The sequence below is a fragment of the Streptomyces sp. NBC_01515 genome, assembly GCF_045040345.1.
Taxonomy (GTDB): Bacteria; Actinomycetota; Actinomycetes; order Streptomycetales; family Streptomycetaceae; genus Streptomyces.
This window is the reverse complement of the sequence record NZ_CP109416.1, coordinates 10,051,066-10,065,469: the sequence shown is the minus strand read 5'-3', so window position 1 is coordinate 10,065,469 and position 14,404 is coordinate 10,051,066. Positions and strand designations below refer to the sequence as shown.

Here is a 14,404-nt window from a genome sequence, read left to right as displayed (position 1 = left end):
GGCGGGCCGAAACGTTGGGGTTCAGCGGGCTTCTTGGAACGTACGCCGGTACGCCTGCGGGGAGACCCCGATCGCCGCGTGCAGGTGCTGCCGCAGGGACGCGCCCGTGGCGAAGCCGACGCGGCCGGCGATCTGGTCGACCGAGAGGTCGCTGGCCTCCAGGAGGTCGCGGGCGCGGGCCACCCGCTGCTGGATCAGCCAGCGGCCGGGGCTGAGGCCCACCTCGTCGTTGAAGCGGCGGGCGAAGGTGCGCAGGCTCATGCCGGCGTGCCGGGCGAGGTCGGTCAGGGCGAGGGGCTCGTCGAGGCGGGTCAGAGCCCAGTCGCGGGTGGCGGCCGTGCTGGTGACCCCCCAGTCGGGCACCGGCTGCTGGATGTACTGGGCCTGGCCGCCGTCGCGGAACGGCGGGACGACGCAGCTGCGGGCGACCATGTTGGCGAGTTCACTGCCGTGGTCCGTGCGCACGATGTGCAGGCAGATGTCGACTCCGGAGGCCGCGCCGGCGGAGGTGAGCATCCGGCCGTCCTGGACGAAGAGCACGTCCGGGTCCAGGTCGACCTGCGGATACAGGGCCCGGAAGCGGTCGACGACCTGCCAGTGGGTGGTGGCGCGGCGGCCGTCGAGGAGACCGGCGGCGGCGAGCACGAAGGCGGCCGTGCAGATGGAGACGATCCGTGCGTCCGGGCGGATCCGGGCGAGGGCGTCGGCGATCTCGGTGGGCAGCCCGGTGGGGATGTGCGGGGTCGCCATGGAGGCGACCACGACCGTGTCCGCCGTTTCGAGGATCTCGGGTCCGTGCTCCACCGCGACCGAGAAGTCGGCGTTGGTGCGCACCGGACGGCCGTCGACCGTGCAGGTCAGCACCTCGTAGTGGCCGTCGGCGGCGCCGAAGATACGGCTGGGGATGCCCAGCTCGAAGGGGTAGACGCCGTCGAGCGCCAGGACCACGACCCGTTCCACATGCTGCATGGCACGATCCTATCGAAGGTTGGCCATCGTGCCATTTTCTTGTCGTGCGGGACCCGGCAGGCTGACTGACCATGAGCACTGTGAACACCATGCGCGTCATCACCCAGTACGCCCTCGGCGATCCCGAGGTCCTCGAAGTCGCCGAGGTCGAGCGCCCCGCGCCGCGCGCCAACGAGATCCTGATCCGGGTCCGCGCCGCCGGGCTCAACCCCACCGACTGGAAGCACCGGGCCACCGGCGGCTTCCTCGGCGAGCCGCCGTTCACCCTCGGCTGGGACGTCTCCGGCGTCGTGGAGGCCGTCGGCGTCGGTGTCGCCCGTTTCGCACCCGGCGACGAGGTCTTCGGGATGCTGTCCTACCCGTGGGGCCACGGCTCGCACGCCGAGTACGTCGCCGCCCCGGCCCGCGACTTCGTCCACAAGCCCGCCGAGATCGACCACATCCAGGCGGGAGCACTGCCCCTGGTCTCGCTGACCGCGTGGCAGGCGCTGGTGGAGAACGCCCAAGTCCAGCCCGGGCAGCGGGTGTTGATCCACGCGGCGGCCGGCGGGGTCGGGCACGTGGCCGTACAGATCGCCAAGGCGCGCGGCGCCTACGTGATCGGCACGGCGAGCGCGGCCAAGCACGACTTCCTGCGCGAACTCGGCGTCGACGAGGCGATCGACTACCGGGAGACCGACTTCAGCGAGGCCGTGAAGGACGTGGACGTCGTCCTGGACATGCTCGGCGGCGAGACCGCGCTCAAGTCGCTGCGGGTACTGCGGCCGGGCGGGATCGTGGTCTCCATCGTGCCGATGGGCAAGCCGGACTTCTACGAGGAGGCCGAGCGGCTCGGTGTGCGGGCGGTCCGGATGCTCGTCGACGCCGACCGCGCCGACATGCAGTCGATCGCGGAACTCGTCGAGGCGGGCAAGCTGCGCGCGACGATCGCCGGGACGTTCCCGCTGGCCGATGCCGCCGAGGCACACGCGCTCGGCGGCACCGGCCGCACCGCGGGCAAGCTGGTGCTGACGGTCGACTGACCGACCGAACAGGTCAGAAGGTGAGCACGGGCTTGATGGCCTTGCCCGCGCTCATGTCCCGCACCGCCTGGTCGATGTCCGCGAACGGATACGTGGTGATCAGGCGGTGCAGCGGCAGCCGCCCTTCCTTGACCAGTCGGACCAGCGCCGGGATGAAGCTCTGTGTCTCGCTGTCGCCGAGGGTGAGTCCGACGATCCGCTTCCCGGGGAGCAACCCGTTGACGTCCAGGGCGACTTCACTGCCGAACGGCGGTGCCCCTACGACGACCAGGGTGCCCCGGGCGGCGAGCGCGTCGGCGCCCTGGCGGAGGACTCCGACGTTGCCGGTCGTCTCGACGATGCCGTCGGCCCCCCGGCCGTCGGTCAGCACCGCGAGGGTCTCACCGAGGTCGGCCTCGCCCGCGTTGACGGTGTGGGTGGCCCCCAACTCCTTTGCCAGCGAAAGGCGTTCGGCGACCCGGTCGACGGCGATGATCCGGGTGGCCGGGGTGAGCGCGGCTGCCATCACCGCGGACAGGCCCACCGCCCCGGCACCGAGCACCACGATCGTGTCGCCGAGTCGGGGCTTGAGAACGTTCCAGACGGCGCCGACTCCGGTCTGAACTCCGCAGCCCAGCGGGGCGATCGACTCCAGCGGTACATCCGGGTCGACCTTCACCAGGCTGCGTTCGTCGACCAACGCCCTTTCGGCGAAAGAGGATTGACCGAAGAAGTGCCCGCCGAGGGGCTCGCCGTCGCGGCTGATGGTGCTGCTGCCGTCGGCACGGCGACCGCCGATGAGGTTCAGCGGCAGCCAGGTCGCGCAGTAAGCGGGGTGTCCGCCCCGGCAGTTGCGGCAGTCGCCGCAGGATGTGAAGGACAGGACGACGTGGTCGCCGGGTACGACACCGGTGACGGCCGAGCCGACCTCCTCGACGACGCCGGCGCCCTCGTGACCGAGAACTCCGGGGAGCGGAAAGGGCAGTCCGCCGCTGGCCGCGCCAAGGTCGGTGTGGCACAGGCCGGTTGCGACGACCCGGACCAGCGCCTCGTGCGGACCCGGCTCGGCCAGTTCGACGGCGGTGAGGGTGAAGGGTGCGCCGCCCGACTCGACGACGGCCGCGCGCGTGGTGGTGGACATCGTACGAACTCCTGGGTGGGCGTGGTCAGTTGAGTTGACGGTCGCGTTGATGGGCGTGGTCAGTCGAGGGAGACGACGACGGACTTGGTCCGGGTGTAGGCCGCGAGGCCCTCGGGGCCGTACTCGCGGCCGAAGCCGGAGTCCTTGACGCCGCCGAAGGGGACGTTGGGGTCGAGCATCGCCCAGTCGTTGATCCAGACGATGCCCGCCTGGAGCCGGTCGGCGATGCGGTGGGCGCGGGCGAGGTTGCCGGTCTGGATGCCCGAAGCCAGGCCGTGGGGCGTGGAGTTGGCGAGTTCGACGGCCTCGTCCTCGGTGTCGAAGGGCTGCACGGTGAGGACCGGGCCGAAGATCTCCTCCTGGATCACCCGGGAGTCGTTGGCGAGGTCGGCGATGACCGTGGGCTTGTAGTAGTAGCCGCCGTCCAGGTCGAGGCGTTCGCCGCCGCAGACGATGCGGGCGCCCTCCTTGCGGGCGAGGTCGACGTACTCCTCGACCTTGCGCAGGTGCCGCTCCCCCGCCATCGGGCCGACGACGGTCTCGGGCAGCCGGGGGTCGCCGAGCGGCACTCCGGGGACGGCGTCGGCGAGGATGCCGAGCAGGGTGCTGTACACCGAGCGCGCGACCAGCAGGCGGGGGCCGCCCATGCAGAACTGGCCGGTGTTGAAGACGAATCCCTTGATGACCGCGCCGACGGCCTTCTCCAGGTCGGCGTCCTCGAAGACGAGGTGGGCCGCGTTGCCGCCGAGTTCCATGGTCACGGGCTTGAGGTTCTCGCCGGCGACGCTCGCGGCGTGCCGGCCGACGGCGGTGGAGCCGGTGAAGGCGATCTTGTCGATGCCGGTGTGCCGGAGGAGAGCCTCGCCGGCGACCGGGCCCGCGCCGGTGACGACGTTGACGACACCGTCCGGGACGCCGGCCCGCTGGAGCAGTCCGGCCATGTAGAGGGCGCTGAGCGGGGTCTCGTCGGCGGGCTTGTGCACCACGGTGTTGCCGGCCGCGAGGGCGGGGGCGAGTTTCGAACCGGCCAGAATCAGCGGGAAGTTGAAAGGGGTGATCGCGGCGACCACGCCGAGCGGCTCACGCTTGGTGTAGGCGAGGGCGTTGAGCGGGGTGTCGCGGGTCGAGCCGTCCAGGGAGAAGGCGAGGGCGGCGTAGTGCTCGTAGTCGTTGGCCGCGTTGGTGACGTCGACGGCGTGGCACAGGGTGATGGGTTTGCCTACGTCGAGGCTCTCCAGCTGGGCGAGTTCGTCGGCGTTCTCCCGGATCAGCTCGGCGACGCGGTGCAGGATCCGGCCGCGTTCGCGACCGCTGAGCCCGGACCAGTGGCCGCTGTCGAAGGCCTCGCGGGCGGCGCGGACGGCGGCGTCCACATCGGCGGGGCCCGCCTCCGCGACCGTGGTGACGGCCCGGCCCCGGGACGGGTCGACCACCTCGGTACGCGCTCCGTCGGCGGCCTCGCGCCACCGGCCCCCGACGAACAGGCGGCCGGGTTCGATCTCGAAGGCGGTCATCGCCACTCCTCAGCATCGTTGCCAGGACTATCGTTGCCAAGATTTCAACCAACAGGATTCCTGTTGGTTTCTCGTCTGGTCCGCAGTCTCGTTACAGACAGGTTTCCTGTCAATGCTCTAGGGTGAATCCATGGCTGAACCCCTGGCTGAACCCCTTGTCGGCGCCCACGCGACGAAGACACCCCCGTCCCTGCTGTACATGGTCAAGCAGGTGGAGCTGGTCGTCCGCTCGCACCTGGACGAGTTGGTCAGGCCGTACGGGATCACCGCACTCCAGTACACCGCGCTCACGGTCCTGGAGCGACACGACGGCCTGTCGGCGGCGCAGCTCGCCCGGGACTCCTTCGTCACCGCGCAGTCCATCGCGGACCTCGTGCGCTCCCTGGAGGGGCGTGGGCTGATCCGCCGGGAGCGCAATCCGCGGAACCGTCGCGAGCTGTTGATCCTGCTGACCGAGGAGGGGCGGGAGCTGCTGACGGGGTGCGCCGGGCCGGTGCGGGAGCTGGAGGAGCGGATGGTGCGCGAGCTCACGGCGCACCAGAGCGAGCAGTTCCGCCTGGCACTTTCCAAGGCGTGGCACGCGCTGTCGTAGGCCCGGGCGTGCGCCGGTGCGTGGCTGCCGCGCACATCACAGAAAGCTCTGGCTAGATTCGAAGACATATGTCAATCGAACATGCTCAAATTCACTCCATCGAGGGTAACTTGCAGGGCGGGGAGCGCTTCTACGCTCAACCCCGCTTCACCGAGGGCCGGTTGGAGGCGAAGTGGACGTGCAGCAGGAACCCGCGCCACTGACCCGGCATCTGCGGATCCACCGGGACCGCGGGTTCACGGTCCTGGAGTTCCGCGGGGAGATCGACATCGCCGCGGCGACGGAGATCCAGCCGTATCTGGACCGGGTGACGGCGCGGCCCCGCGCGCGGATCGTGATCGACCTCAGCCAGGTCGAGTTCTTCGACTGCTCGGGGCTGCGCCTGCTGTTCCGGGCGCGGCAGCGGGTGCTGGAGCGCGACGGGCGGCTGCGTCTCGTCTGCACCCACCCGCTGACCCTGCGCATCCTGCGGGTCACCGGGCTCAACCGGCTGCTGCCGCCGCAGCCGACGGTGGACGCGGCCCTGGGGCAGCCCGAGGCCACGTCCGGCACGCTATAAGCCTTTCGACGAGGGCTACTTGAGGATCTTGGTCACCTGGCCGGCCCCCACGGTCCGCCCGCCCTCACGGATCGCGAACTTCAACCCCTCCTCCATCGCGATGGGTTGGATCAGCTCGACGTGCATGGTCGTGTTGTCGCCCGGCATGACCATCTCGGTGCCCTTCGGCAGGGTCACCACTCCGGTCACGTCCGTCGTACGGAAGTAGAACTGCGGGCGGTAGTTGTGGAAGAAGGGCGTGTGCCGGCCGCCCTCGTCCTTCGACAGGATGTAGGCGCGGGCCTCGAACTCCGTGTGCGGGGTGACCGATCCGGGCTTGATGACGACCTGGCCGCGCTCCACGTCCTCGCGCTTCACCCCGCGCAGCAGCAGTCCGACGTTCTCGCCGGCCCGGCCCTCGTCGAGGAGTTTGCGGAACATCTCGATGCCGGTGACGGTCGTCCGGGTCTTCTGCGGGTGGATGCCGATGATCTCCACCTCGTTGTTGACCTTCAGGATCCCACGCTCGATCCGGCCGGTGACGACCGTGCCGCGCCCGGTGATGGTGAAGACGTCCTCGATCGGCAGCAGGAACGGCCGGTCCACGTCCCGTACCGGCTGCGGCACGAACTCGTCGACGGCGGCGAGGAGTTCGAGCACCGAGGCGGTCCACTCCGGGTCGCCTTCGAGGGCCCTGAGCGCGGACACCTTGATCACCGGGAGGTCGTCGCCGGGGAACTCGTACTCGGTGAGCAGTTCCCGCACCTCCAGCTCGACCAGTTCCAGGATCTCCTCGTCGTCGACCATGTCCGTCTTGTTGAGGGCGACGACGATGTACGGGACGCCGACCTGCCGGGCCAGCAGGACGTGTTCCTTGGTCTGCGGCATGGGTCCGTCGGTGGCCGCGACGACGAGGATCGCGCCGTCCATCTGGGCGGCGCCGGTGATCATGTTCTTGATGTAGTCGGCGTGTCCGGGGCAGTCGACGTGCGCGTAGTGCCGGTGTTCGGTCTGGTACTCGACGTGCGCGATCGAGATCGTGATGCCGCGCTGCCGTTCCTCGGGCGCCTTGTCGATCTGGTCGAACGGCGTGAAGGGGTTGAGGTCGGGGAACCGGTCGTGCAGCACCTTCGTGATGGCCGCTGTGAGGGTGGTCTTGCCGTGGTCGATGTGACCGATGGTGCCGACGTTCACATGGGGTTTGGTCCGCTCGAACTTCGCCTTCGCCACGGCGAGTCCTCCTGATCACCTCGGTGCTGCCGAGCGTTGCTCCGTCCCCTCATGTCTATTCGTTCGGCGGCGCGTCGAACAGGGCACTGACGGACTCACCGTTGTGAATGCGGCGTACGGCCTCGGCGAGCGCCGGGGCGATGGACAGGATGCGCAGCTTCTCGGTGCGCTCCTCCTCGGGCACCGGCACCGTGTTGGTGCAGACGATCTCCAGTACGTCGGGCTGCTCGCCGATCCGCTTCAGCGCGCCCGCCGCGAACAGGCCGTGCGTACAGGCGACTCGGATCGAGCGCGGGCCCAAGTCCCGCAGCCGGTCGAGGAGTTCGAGGACTGTGCTGCCCTTGGCGATCTCGTCGTCCAGGACGATGACGTCCCGGTCGGCGATGTCACCGATGACGGAACTGATCACGACCCGGTCGTCCGCGTACCGCTGCTTGGCGCCGGCGGCCACCTGGGCGCCGATCAGCCGGGCGAACGCCGCGGCCTCCTTGGCGTTGCCGAGGTCCGGGGAGACGACGGTGGTGCGGGAGAGGTCGTACTGCCGGAAATGGGCGGCCAGTTCACGCAGCGCGTGCAGATGGTCGACCGGCACCGAGAAGAAGCCGTGCACCTGCGGCGAGTGCAGGGTCATCGCCAGCACGCGGCTCGCGCCCGCCGCCACCATCAGGTCGGCGACGAGCCGGCCGCCGAGCGAGATGCGCGGGGCGTCCTTCTTGTCGGAGCGGGCGTACGAGTAGTGCGGCATGACGACGGTGATCCGCCCGGCGGAGGCACCGCGTGCCGCGTCGCACATCAGCAGCAGCTCCACGAGGTTCTCCTGGACCGGCTTGACCAACGGCTGGATCAGGAAGACGTCCCGTTCCCGGCAGTTGGCCTGGAGCTGTACCTCCAGGCAGTCGTTGGCGAACCGGCTGACCCGGGTGGGGCTGAGCGGTACATCCAGATGCGCGCAGACCTCCCTGGCCAACTCGGGATGGGCACTCCCGCTGAACACGGCGATGTCTCGCACGATCTGCTCCTCGCATGATCATTCCCGGCCGTGCCTCATGCTACTGACCCGCGAAAACGGCTTGCGTACCGCCCACTCCTGTGGGCCATGATGGCGGCGCCCGTACTCCCCCGCATGTCAGGAGCCCCAGATGCGCCGACTCCTCGGAATCCACCGCCCTGCCCACCGGACGACGGTTCTTGAGGACTCGACCACGCATGCACACCCTGAACATCGGAATTCTGGCCCACGTCGACGCCGGTAAGACCAGCCTCACCGAGCGGCTGCTGTTCGACCACGGCGCGATCGACCAGCTCGGCAGCGTCGACGCGGGTGACACCCGTACGGACGACGGCGCGATCGAGCGGCAGCGCGGGATCACCATCCGCTCGGCCGTCGCCGCGTTCACGTCGGGCGACACCCAGGTCAACCTGATCGACACTCCGGGCCACTCGGACTTCATCGCGGAGGTCGAGCGCGCCCTGGAGGTGCTCGACGGCGCGGTCCTGCTGCTCTCCGCCGTGGAGGGCGTCCAGGCGCAGACGCGCGTCCTGATGCGGACCCTGCGTCGGCTACGGCTGCCCACGCTCGTCTTCGTCAACAAGATCGACCGGGCGGGCGCCCGCGCCGATGGCCTCCTCGCGGACATCCGCCGCCGGCTGACCCCGCACGTGGTACCGCTGACGGACGTGACCGGCCTCGGCACACCCGCGGCACGCGTACGCCCGCGCCCGCCCGCCGACCCGGACCTGGCCGAGGCACTCGCCGAGGTCGACCCGGACATCCTCGCGGCCGTCGTCGACGGCCCCCGCCCCACCCCGGACGACCTGCGCAAGTCCCTGGCCGCCCGCACGGCCGACGGCTCGATCCACCCCCTGTTCCACGGCTCGGCCCTCGGCGGCCAGGGCGTCACCGCCCTCGTCGACCACCTGGTCCGGCTGATCCCACCCACACCCACCGGCTCAGGCACTCCCAGGGGCACGGTCTTCGCGGTACGCCCCGGCCCGGGCCGCGAACGGACGGCGTATCTGCGGCTCTACGACGGTGAGGTGGCCCCGCACGAGCGGCTCACGTTCCGCCGCCACGGGGCCGACGGCCGGACGGTCGAGGTCTCCGGTCGGGTCACGCGGCTCGATGTCATCGGCCGCCCGGGGCCGCTCACCGCCGGGAACATCGGGGCGCTGACCGGCCCGAAGGACATCCGGGTGGGCGACCGGCTCGGTGAACTCACCGCGCGCGCACCGCAGTTCGCGCCGCCGACACTGGAGACGGTCGTACGGGCGCGGCGGCCCGAGCAGGCCGCGGCACTGCGCTCGGCGCTGCTCGCGCTGGCCGACCAGGACCCGTTGCTGCACGCACGGCCGGCCGCGTCCGGGGCGACCGTGCTGCTGCTGTACGGGGAGGTCCAGAAGGAGGTCGTCGCGGCGACTCTCGTCCAGGACTTCGGAATCGAGGCCGACTTCGAGCCGAGCCGGGTGCGGTTCCTGGAACGCCCGGCCGGGACCGGTGAGGCCTGCGACGAGTTCCCGTGGCACGACCACACCCACTACTGGGCGACGATCGGGCTGCGCGTCGAACCGGCGGAGCGCGGCTCGGGCGGGGTCTTCGGCTACGAGACCGAACTCGGCGCGCTCCCAAGGGCGTTCCACCAGGCCATCGAGGACACGGTCCACGCGACCCTGCTCAGCGGGCTGGCGGGCGCCCCCGTGACGGACTACCGGGTCACCCTGACCCGTTCCGGGTACGCGGCCCCGCTCAGCACGGCGGCGGACTTCCGCGGTCTCACCCCGATCGTGCTGCGCCGGGCGCTGCGGCTGGCGCGGACGCGGCTGTACGAGCCGTACGTCACCTTCGAGACGGAGGTCCCGCTGGACGCACTCGCCCCGGTGACCGCTCATCTCGCCTCCTGCCGCGCCGAGTTCGCCGGGACGACGGGTGGCGTCGGCACCTGGCTGATCACCGGCGAGCTGCCGGCCCGCCGGGTGCGGGACGTGGAACTGGCCCTGCCCGGTCTCACGCACGGGGAGGGAACGTGGTGGTCACGGCCGTCGGGAGACCGTGAACTACGGCCGCGCTGAGGGGTGTTACCGGCCAGTGTCACAAGACGGAGCGGACCGTGCTCCGGAAAGGTCACGGGACGCATGAGGTGAAGCGGCCGGGAAATGCTGTCTGCGGCCGGCCGGGACTCCCGGCGGGCCGGAACCGTGACTTTTCACCCCTGTGCGCCCTCCGTGCCTCCGTCAGATGGACCATTCGACCAACAGGTCTGTCTGACAAGGCATTTGGGGGGCATGCGCATACCGAGGAAGGGAGGGCCGTCCCCATGACGACTTCCATCAGCCGTATACCCCGGCGGATGCCGGGCTGGGCGAAGGTGCTCACCGCCGTCGTCGTTGTGATCGCCGTGCTGTTCGCCGGGCTCCGGCTGGCCGTGCTCCCGGGCCTGCGGGACATCTTCGGCACCGAGACCCACGACAATTCGGGTCCGGCGCTGCTCAAGTCCATCCAGGACATGAGCCGTTACGACGCGGCCTCCGGCAACTTCCAGGTCGTCGTGGACCTGGAGAAGGACGCCAAGTTCCTGCCCGACGCGATCCGCGGCACCCGCACGCTGTACGTCGGCGCGGGCACCGTGGAGGGCTATGTCGACCTCGGCAAGCTAGGGAAAGAGGACGTGACGGTCAACGCCGACCGCACGACGGCCAGTATCAAGCTGCCGAAGGCGACCCTCGGCAAGCCGGCGCTGGACCCGGACCACTCCTACACGGTCTCCAAGCAGCGGGGCCTGCTGGACCGCCTGGGCGACATCTTCTCCGACAACCCCAACAGCGAGCAGGCCGTGCAGAAGCTCGCTTCCAAGCACATCGCCGAGGCGGCGAAGACCAGCGGGCTGACCACGCGTGCCGAGACGAACACCACCAGCATGCTCAAGGGTCTCCTCGGTTCGCTCGGCTTCAAGACCGTGAACATCTCGTACAGCGCCTGACCGGGCGCTGCTGAACCATGGAAAGCTGGAGGCCCACCGCATGGCCCGTACCGTCCCGCGCCTGCGCACCACCAAGAAGGCGGAGCCCGAGTCGAAGCCGGCCCGACCCGACCGCGGACGCCACCAAATGTCCCTCCCCGTGCGTCTGTTGGCGATGCTGATCGGGTTCGTCCTCATGGTGGGGTTCGCGGTCGTACTGGCCAAGCTCACGCTGGAGCCGTCCCCCGCGTCCAAGGCCCTCGTGCACACCAATCTGCACCCGGGCCGCTCCCTGAAGGCCTATCTCGACCAGCCGGCCATGCGGGACGCCATCAAGCAGATCGGCGGGAACATCGTCCTCGGCATCCCCTTCGGCGTGCTGGTGCCCGTGTTCGCGCCGCGGGCACGCGGCATCCTGAAGGTGCTGCTGCTGACGGCGACCGTCATGCTCCTGGTGGAGTTCGCGCAGGGCGCGTTGATCACCGGGCGGGCCTTCGACATCGACGACGTCATCCTCAACACCTCGGGCGCGCTGATCGGTTGGGTCCTGCTGGGGCGCCGGCTGGGCCGGGCGGTGCACGCGCGGAAGCCCGTCGTGAAGGCGGCGAGGACGCCAAAGGCGTCGAAGGCTCCCAAAGCGCCGAAGGCCACTTCGTAACGATCAACTACTGGCCCGTCACATTCAACTACTGGTCCGTACCAAGGTATTGACGCTCTCCTTATCTCACTCCTTAAATCAAGAGGCGACGCTTTCACCCCCCACCTCAGTCGGCGTGTCGGTCCCCACGTCCGCCGTACAGAAGGGAATGCCGTGGCCTCCCCACGCATGCTCCGCAGATGTCTCTTCGCCGCCCTGTCCGCCGCACTGGTCGCGTCCGCCGCGATCGGTCCGGCGCGGGCGGCTTCCACGTCGGACGCCCAGGCCGACGCCGTCACGTTCTCCGACACCTTCGACGGGGCCGCCGGTTCGGCGGTCAACTCCTCGAAGTGGACGCAGGAGACGGGCGACAACGTCAACAACCACGAGCGCGAGTACTACACGTCCGGCACCAACAACGCGTCCCTGGACGGCCAGGGCCATCTGGTGATCACGGCGAAGAAGGAGAACCCGGCCAACTACCAGTGCTGGTACGGGACTTGCCAGTACACCTCGGCACGGATGAACACCTCAGGGAAGTTCAGCGCGCAGTACGGGCACGTCGAGGCCCGGATGAAGATCCCGCGCGGGCAAGGCATGTGGCCCGCGTTCTGGATGCTCGGCACCGACATCGGCTCGGTCGGCTGGCCCAACTCCGGTGAGATCGACGTCATGGAGAACGTCGGCTTCGAGCCCTCCACGATCCACGGCACCATCCACGGCCCCGGCTACTCCGGCGCCAACGGGATCGGCGCCGCCTACACGCTGGCGAACGGCGCGGCCTTCGCCGACGCCTACCACACCTTCGCCGTCGACTGGGCGCCCAACTCGATCAAGTGGTCGGTCGACGGGGTCGTCTACCAGACCCGCACCCCGGCCGACGTGGGCGGCAACACCTGGGCGTTCAACAAGCCGTTCTTCCTGATCCTCAACCTCGCGGTCGGCGGCGACTGGCCGGGCGACCCGAACAGCGCCACGGCCTTCCCGGCCCAGCTGCTGGTGGACTCGGTGTCGGTGACCACGAGTGACACCGCCACCGGGGTGGCGATCAAGGGCCTGGCCGGCAAGTGCGTCGACGTCAACGGGGCGAGCTCCGCCAACGGGACCGCCGTACAGCTCTACGACTGCAACGGCTCGGCCGCCCAGCAGTGGACGGTCGGCTCGGACGGCACGATCCGCGCGCTCGGCAAGTGCCTGGACGTGAACGCCGGCGGCACCGCGGACGGCACCAAGGTGCAGCTCTACGACTGCAACGGATCCGCCGCCCAGCAGTGGGCCGTCAGTTCGGCGAACGACATCGTCAACCCACAGGCCAACAAGTGCCTGGACGTGACCGGCAACAACTCCGCCAACGGCACCCCGCTCCAGATCTGGACCTGCTCGGGCGGCGCCAACCAGAAGTGGACGGTCGGCTGACCTCGTAGCACCCCGCTGTTCAGTGCCTAGTGCGGCATCCAGGTGAGTTTGTCCCCGCCGACCCAGCGGATCACGTCCGGGTCGTCCAGGTCATGCACCGTGATGCCGCACACGGCCGCGACCTGTAGGACGTCCGTGAGGGTTCTCGCCTCGCAGACCATCTCCCCGTCGATCTCCACGATGCGGAACGGCGGGGTACCGGGCTGCACCTTGAGCACCATGATCCGCGGGCTGGAGATGTGCGGGCTGGACATTTCGGTCATGCAATAGAGCCTAGAACGCATCACGCGGACGCGAGTGGTCCACGGTTCCCGGCCGGGGACCGCCCGCGGGAGGAGGCTCGATGGATCCCGTGCAGGCGCTGGACCGGATCGCCTTCCTGCTGGAACGCTCCCTGGCCCCGACCTATCGCGTACGCGCCTTCCGTACGGCGGCCAGGGTCCTGACGGCCCTCCCCGAGGGCGAGGTCGCCGAACGCGCGGCGGCCGGCACGCTGGAGTCCCTCAAGGGCATAGGCCCGAAGACCGCGCAGGTGGTCCGCGAGGCCCTGGACGGGCGGGTCCCCGCCTATCTGGAGCAACTGGAGGCCGAGGCCCCCGCCCCGTCCGGCCCCGGCGGCGAAGAACTGCGCGCCCTGCTGCGCGGCGACTGCCACCTCCACTCCGACTGGTCGGACGGCGGCAGCCCGATCGAGGAGATGGGCCGTACGGCGGCCGGGCTCGGCCATGAGTGGGCGGTGCTGACCGACCACTCCCCCCGGCTGACCGTGGCCCGCGGACTCTCCCCGGACCGGCTGCGCCAACAGCTGGACGTGGTGGCGGCGCTGAACGAGTCCTGGGCGCCCTTCCGGCTGCTCACCGGCATCGAGTGCGACATCCTCGACGACGGCTCGCTGGACCAGGAACCGGAGCTGCTGGAACGGCTCGACGTCGTCGTGGTCTCCGTGCACTCCAAGCTGCGCATGGACGCCCGCGCCATGACCCGCCGCATGGTGGCCGCCGTACGGAATCCGCACGCGGACATCCTCGGGCACTGCACCGGGCGGCTGCTGATCGGGCGGAACGGGGGTGCCGCCCGGCCCGAGTCCGTCTTCGACGCGGACGAGGTGTTCGCCGCGTGCGCCGAGTCGGGTACGGCCGTGGAGATCAACAGCCGTCCGGAGCGCCTCGACCCGCCGAGGCGGCTGCTGCGCAAGGCCGTGGACGCCGGGGTGCTGTTCGCGGTCGACACCGACGCGCACGCGCCCGGTCAGCTCGACTGGCAGATCAACGGCTGCGCGCGGGCCGAGGAGTGCGGGGTGCCCGCCGAACGGGTGGTGACGACGTGGTCGGTGGACGCGCTACTGGACTGGACCAATGGCAAGTGATGCACATCACCGCCTGCGGCTGGTCGCACAGGAACACTCGCCGGTAG

14 protein-coding genes are annotated in these 14,404 nt (G+C 69.9%); 8 read left to right on the top strand and 6 right to left on the bottom strand.

Annotation, left to right across the window (positions count from 1 at the left end; all coding sequences use genetic code 11):
- Window positions 1-21 precede the first annotated feature (21 nt).
- A complete protein-coding gene (locus OG407_RS44485; RefSeq protein ID WP_405866410.1) occupies window positions 22-969 on the bottom strand; it encodes a GlxA family transcriptional regulator in 948 nt (315 codons plus the stop codon).
- Between the two features lie 71 nt (window positions 970-1,040).
- Here OG407_RS44485 and OG407_RS44480 point away from each other — a divergent pair, with 71 nt between their 5' ends.
- The gene (locus OG407_RS44480; protein ID WP_405866408.1) at window positions 1,041-1,991 is read left to right on the top strand and encodes an NADP-dependent oxidoreductase; all 951 of its coding nucleotides are present in this window, start codon (window positions 1,041-1,043) and stop codon (window positions 1,989-1,991) included.
- A 13-nt stretch (window positions 1,992-2,004) separates the two neighbouring features.
- Here OG407_RS44480 and OG407_RS44475 read toward each other — a convergent pair whose 3' ends face one another.
- On the bottom strand, window positions 2,005-3,111 hold the full coding sequence (locus OG407_RS44475) for an NAD(P)-dependent alcohol dehydrogenase (protein ID WP_405866406.1): 1,107 nt from the start codon (window positions 3,109-3,111) through the stop codon (window positions 2,005-2,007).
- 59 nt (window positions 3,112-3,170) lie between these two features.
- The gene (locus OG407_RS44470) at window positions 3,171-4,625 is read right to left on the bottom strand and encodes an aldehyde dehydrogenase family protein (RefSeq protein WP_405866404.1); all 1,455 of its coding nucleotides are present in this window, start codon (window positions 4,623-4,625) and stop codon (window positions 3,171-3,173) included.
- 130 nt (window positions 4,626-4,755) lie between these two features.
- Here OG407_RS44470 and OG407_RS44465 point away from each other — a divergent pair, with 130 nt between their 5' ends.
- Window positions 4,756-5,217, top strand: a complete 462-nt coding sequence (locus OG407_RS44465; protein WP_403586744.1) for a MarR family winged helix-turn-helix transcriptional regulator — start codon at window positions 4,756-4,758, stop codon at window positions 5,215-5,217.
- Window positions 5,218-5,395: 178 nt separating this feature from the next.
- Window positions 5,396-5,776, top strand: a complete 381-nt coding sequence (locus tag OG407_RS44460) for an anti-sigma factor antagonist (protein WP_403586989.1) — start codon at window positions 5,396-5,398, stop codon at window positions 5,774-5,776.
- Window positions 5,777-5,791: 15 nt separating this feature from the next.
- On the opposite strand, the gene tuf is transcribed toward OG407_RS44460, so the two are convergent.
- Both tuf and OG407_RS44450 read right to left on the bottom strand, forming a co-directional pair.
- Window positions 5,792-6,985 (bottom strand): elongation factor Tu, encoded by a 1,194-nt coding sequence (tuf, locus tag OG407_RS44455; RefSeq protein ID WP_405866401.1) that lies wholly within the window; start codon window positions 6,983-6,985, stop codon window positions 5,792-5,794.
- A gap of 55 nt (window positions 6,986-7,040) precedes the next feature.
- Complete coding sequence (locus tag OG407_RS44450; protein ID WP_033278914.1) at window positions 7,041-7,994, bottom strand: ribose-phosphate pyrophosphokinase; 954 nt, start codon at window positions 7,992-7,994, stop codon at window positions 7,041-7,043.
- A 197-nt stretch (window positions 7,995-8,191) separates the two neighbouring features.
- Here OG407_RS44450 and otr(A) point away from each other — a divergent pair, with 197 nt between their 5' ends.
- The 4 genes from otr(A) to OG407_RS44430 all read left to right on the top strand — a co-directional run bounded on the left by otr(A) (window position 8,192) and on the right by OG407_RS44430 (window position 12,991).
- A complete protein-coding gene (otr(A), locus tag OG407_RS44445; RefSeq protein WP_405866399.1) occupies window positions 8,192-10,051 on the top strand; it encodes a tetracycline resistance ribosomal protection protein Otr(A) in 1,860 nt (619 codons plus the stop codon).
- A gap of 245 nt (window positions 10,052-10,296) precedes the next feature.
- Window positions 10,297-10,959: a DUF4230 domain-containing protein gene (locus tag OG407_RS44440; protein WP_403586736.1), complete on the top strand. Its 663-nt coding sequence runs from the start codon at window positions 10,297-10,299 to the stop codon at window positions 10,957-10,959.
- A 40-nt stretch (window positions 10,960-10,999) separates the two neighbouring features.
- Entirely contained in the window at window positions 11,000-11,596 is a 597-nt protein-coding gene (locus OG407_RS44435) for a VanZ family protein (RefSeq protein ID WP_403586733.1), read from the top strand.
- Window positions 11,597-11,749: 153 nt separating this feature from the next.
- Entirely contained in the window at window positions 11,750-12,991 is a 1,242-nt protein-coding gene (locus OG407_RS44430) for a ricin-type beta-trefoil lectin domain protein (protein WP_405866397.1), read from the top strand.
- A gap of 26 nt (window positions 12,992-13,017) precedes the next feature.
- On the opposite strand, the gene OG407_RS44425 is transcribed toward OG407_RS44430, so the two are convergent.
- Window positions 13,018-13,254: a hypothetical protein gene (locus tag OG407_RS44425; RefSeq protein ID WP_327399413.1), complete on the bottom strand. Its 237-nt coding sequence runs from the start codon at window positions 13,252-13,254 to the stop codon at window positions 13,018-13,020.
- Window positions 13,255-13,334: 80 nt separating this feature from the next.
- On the opposite strand from OG407_RS44425, the gene OG407_RS44420 reads away from it, so the two are divergent.
- Window positions 13,335-14,357: a PHP domain-containing protein gene (locus OG407_RS44420; protein WP_405866394.1), complete on the top strand. Its 1,023-nt coding sequence runs from the start codon at window positions 13,335-13,337 to the stop codon at window positions 14,355-14,357.
- Window positions 14,358-14,404: the final 47 nt, after the last annotated feature.

Bases quoted from the DNA above. Each gene is read 5' to 3' on its own strand.
- OG407_RS44485 (WP_405866410.1), bottom strand. From the start codon at position 969: ATGCAGCATGTGGAACGGGTCGTGGTCCTGGCGCTCGACGGCGTCTAC.
- OG407_RS44480 (WP_405866408.1), top strand. From the start codon at position 1,041: ATGAGCACTGTGAACACCATGCGCGTCATCACCCAGTACGCCCTCGGC.
- OG407_RS44475 (WP_405866406.1), bottom strand. From the start codon at position 3,111: ATGTCCACCACCACGCGCGCGGCCGTCGTCGAGTCGGGCGGCGCACCC.
- OG407_RS44470 (WP_405866404.1), bottom strand. From the start codon at position 4,625: ATGACCGCCTTCGAGATCGAACCCGGCCGCCTGTTCGTCGGGGGCCGG.
- OG407_RS44465 (WP_403586744.1), top strand. From the start codon at position 4,756: ATGGCTGAACCCCTGGCTGAACCCCTTGTCGGCGCCCACGCGACGAAG.
- OG407_RS44440 (WP_403586736.1), top strand. From the start codon at position 10,297: ATGACGACTTCCATCAGCCGTATACCCCGGCGGATGCCGGGCTGGGCG.
- OG407_RS44435 (WP_403586733.1), top strand. From the start codon at position 11,000: ATGGCCCGTACCGTCCCGCGCCTGCGCACCACCAAGAAGGCGGAGCCC.
- OG407_RS44425 (WP_327399413.1), bottom strand. From the start codon at position 13,254: ATGACCGAAATGTCCAGCCCGCACATCTCCAGCCCGCGGATCATGGTG.
- OG407_RS44420 (WP_405866394.1), top strand. From the start codon at position 13,335: ATGGATCCCGTGCAGGCGCTGGACCGGATCGCCTTCCTGCTGGAACGC.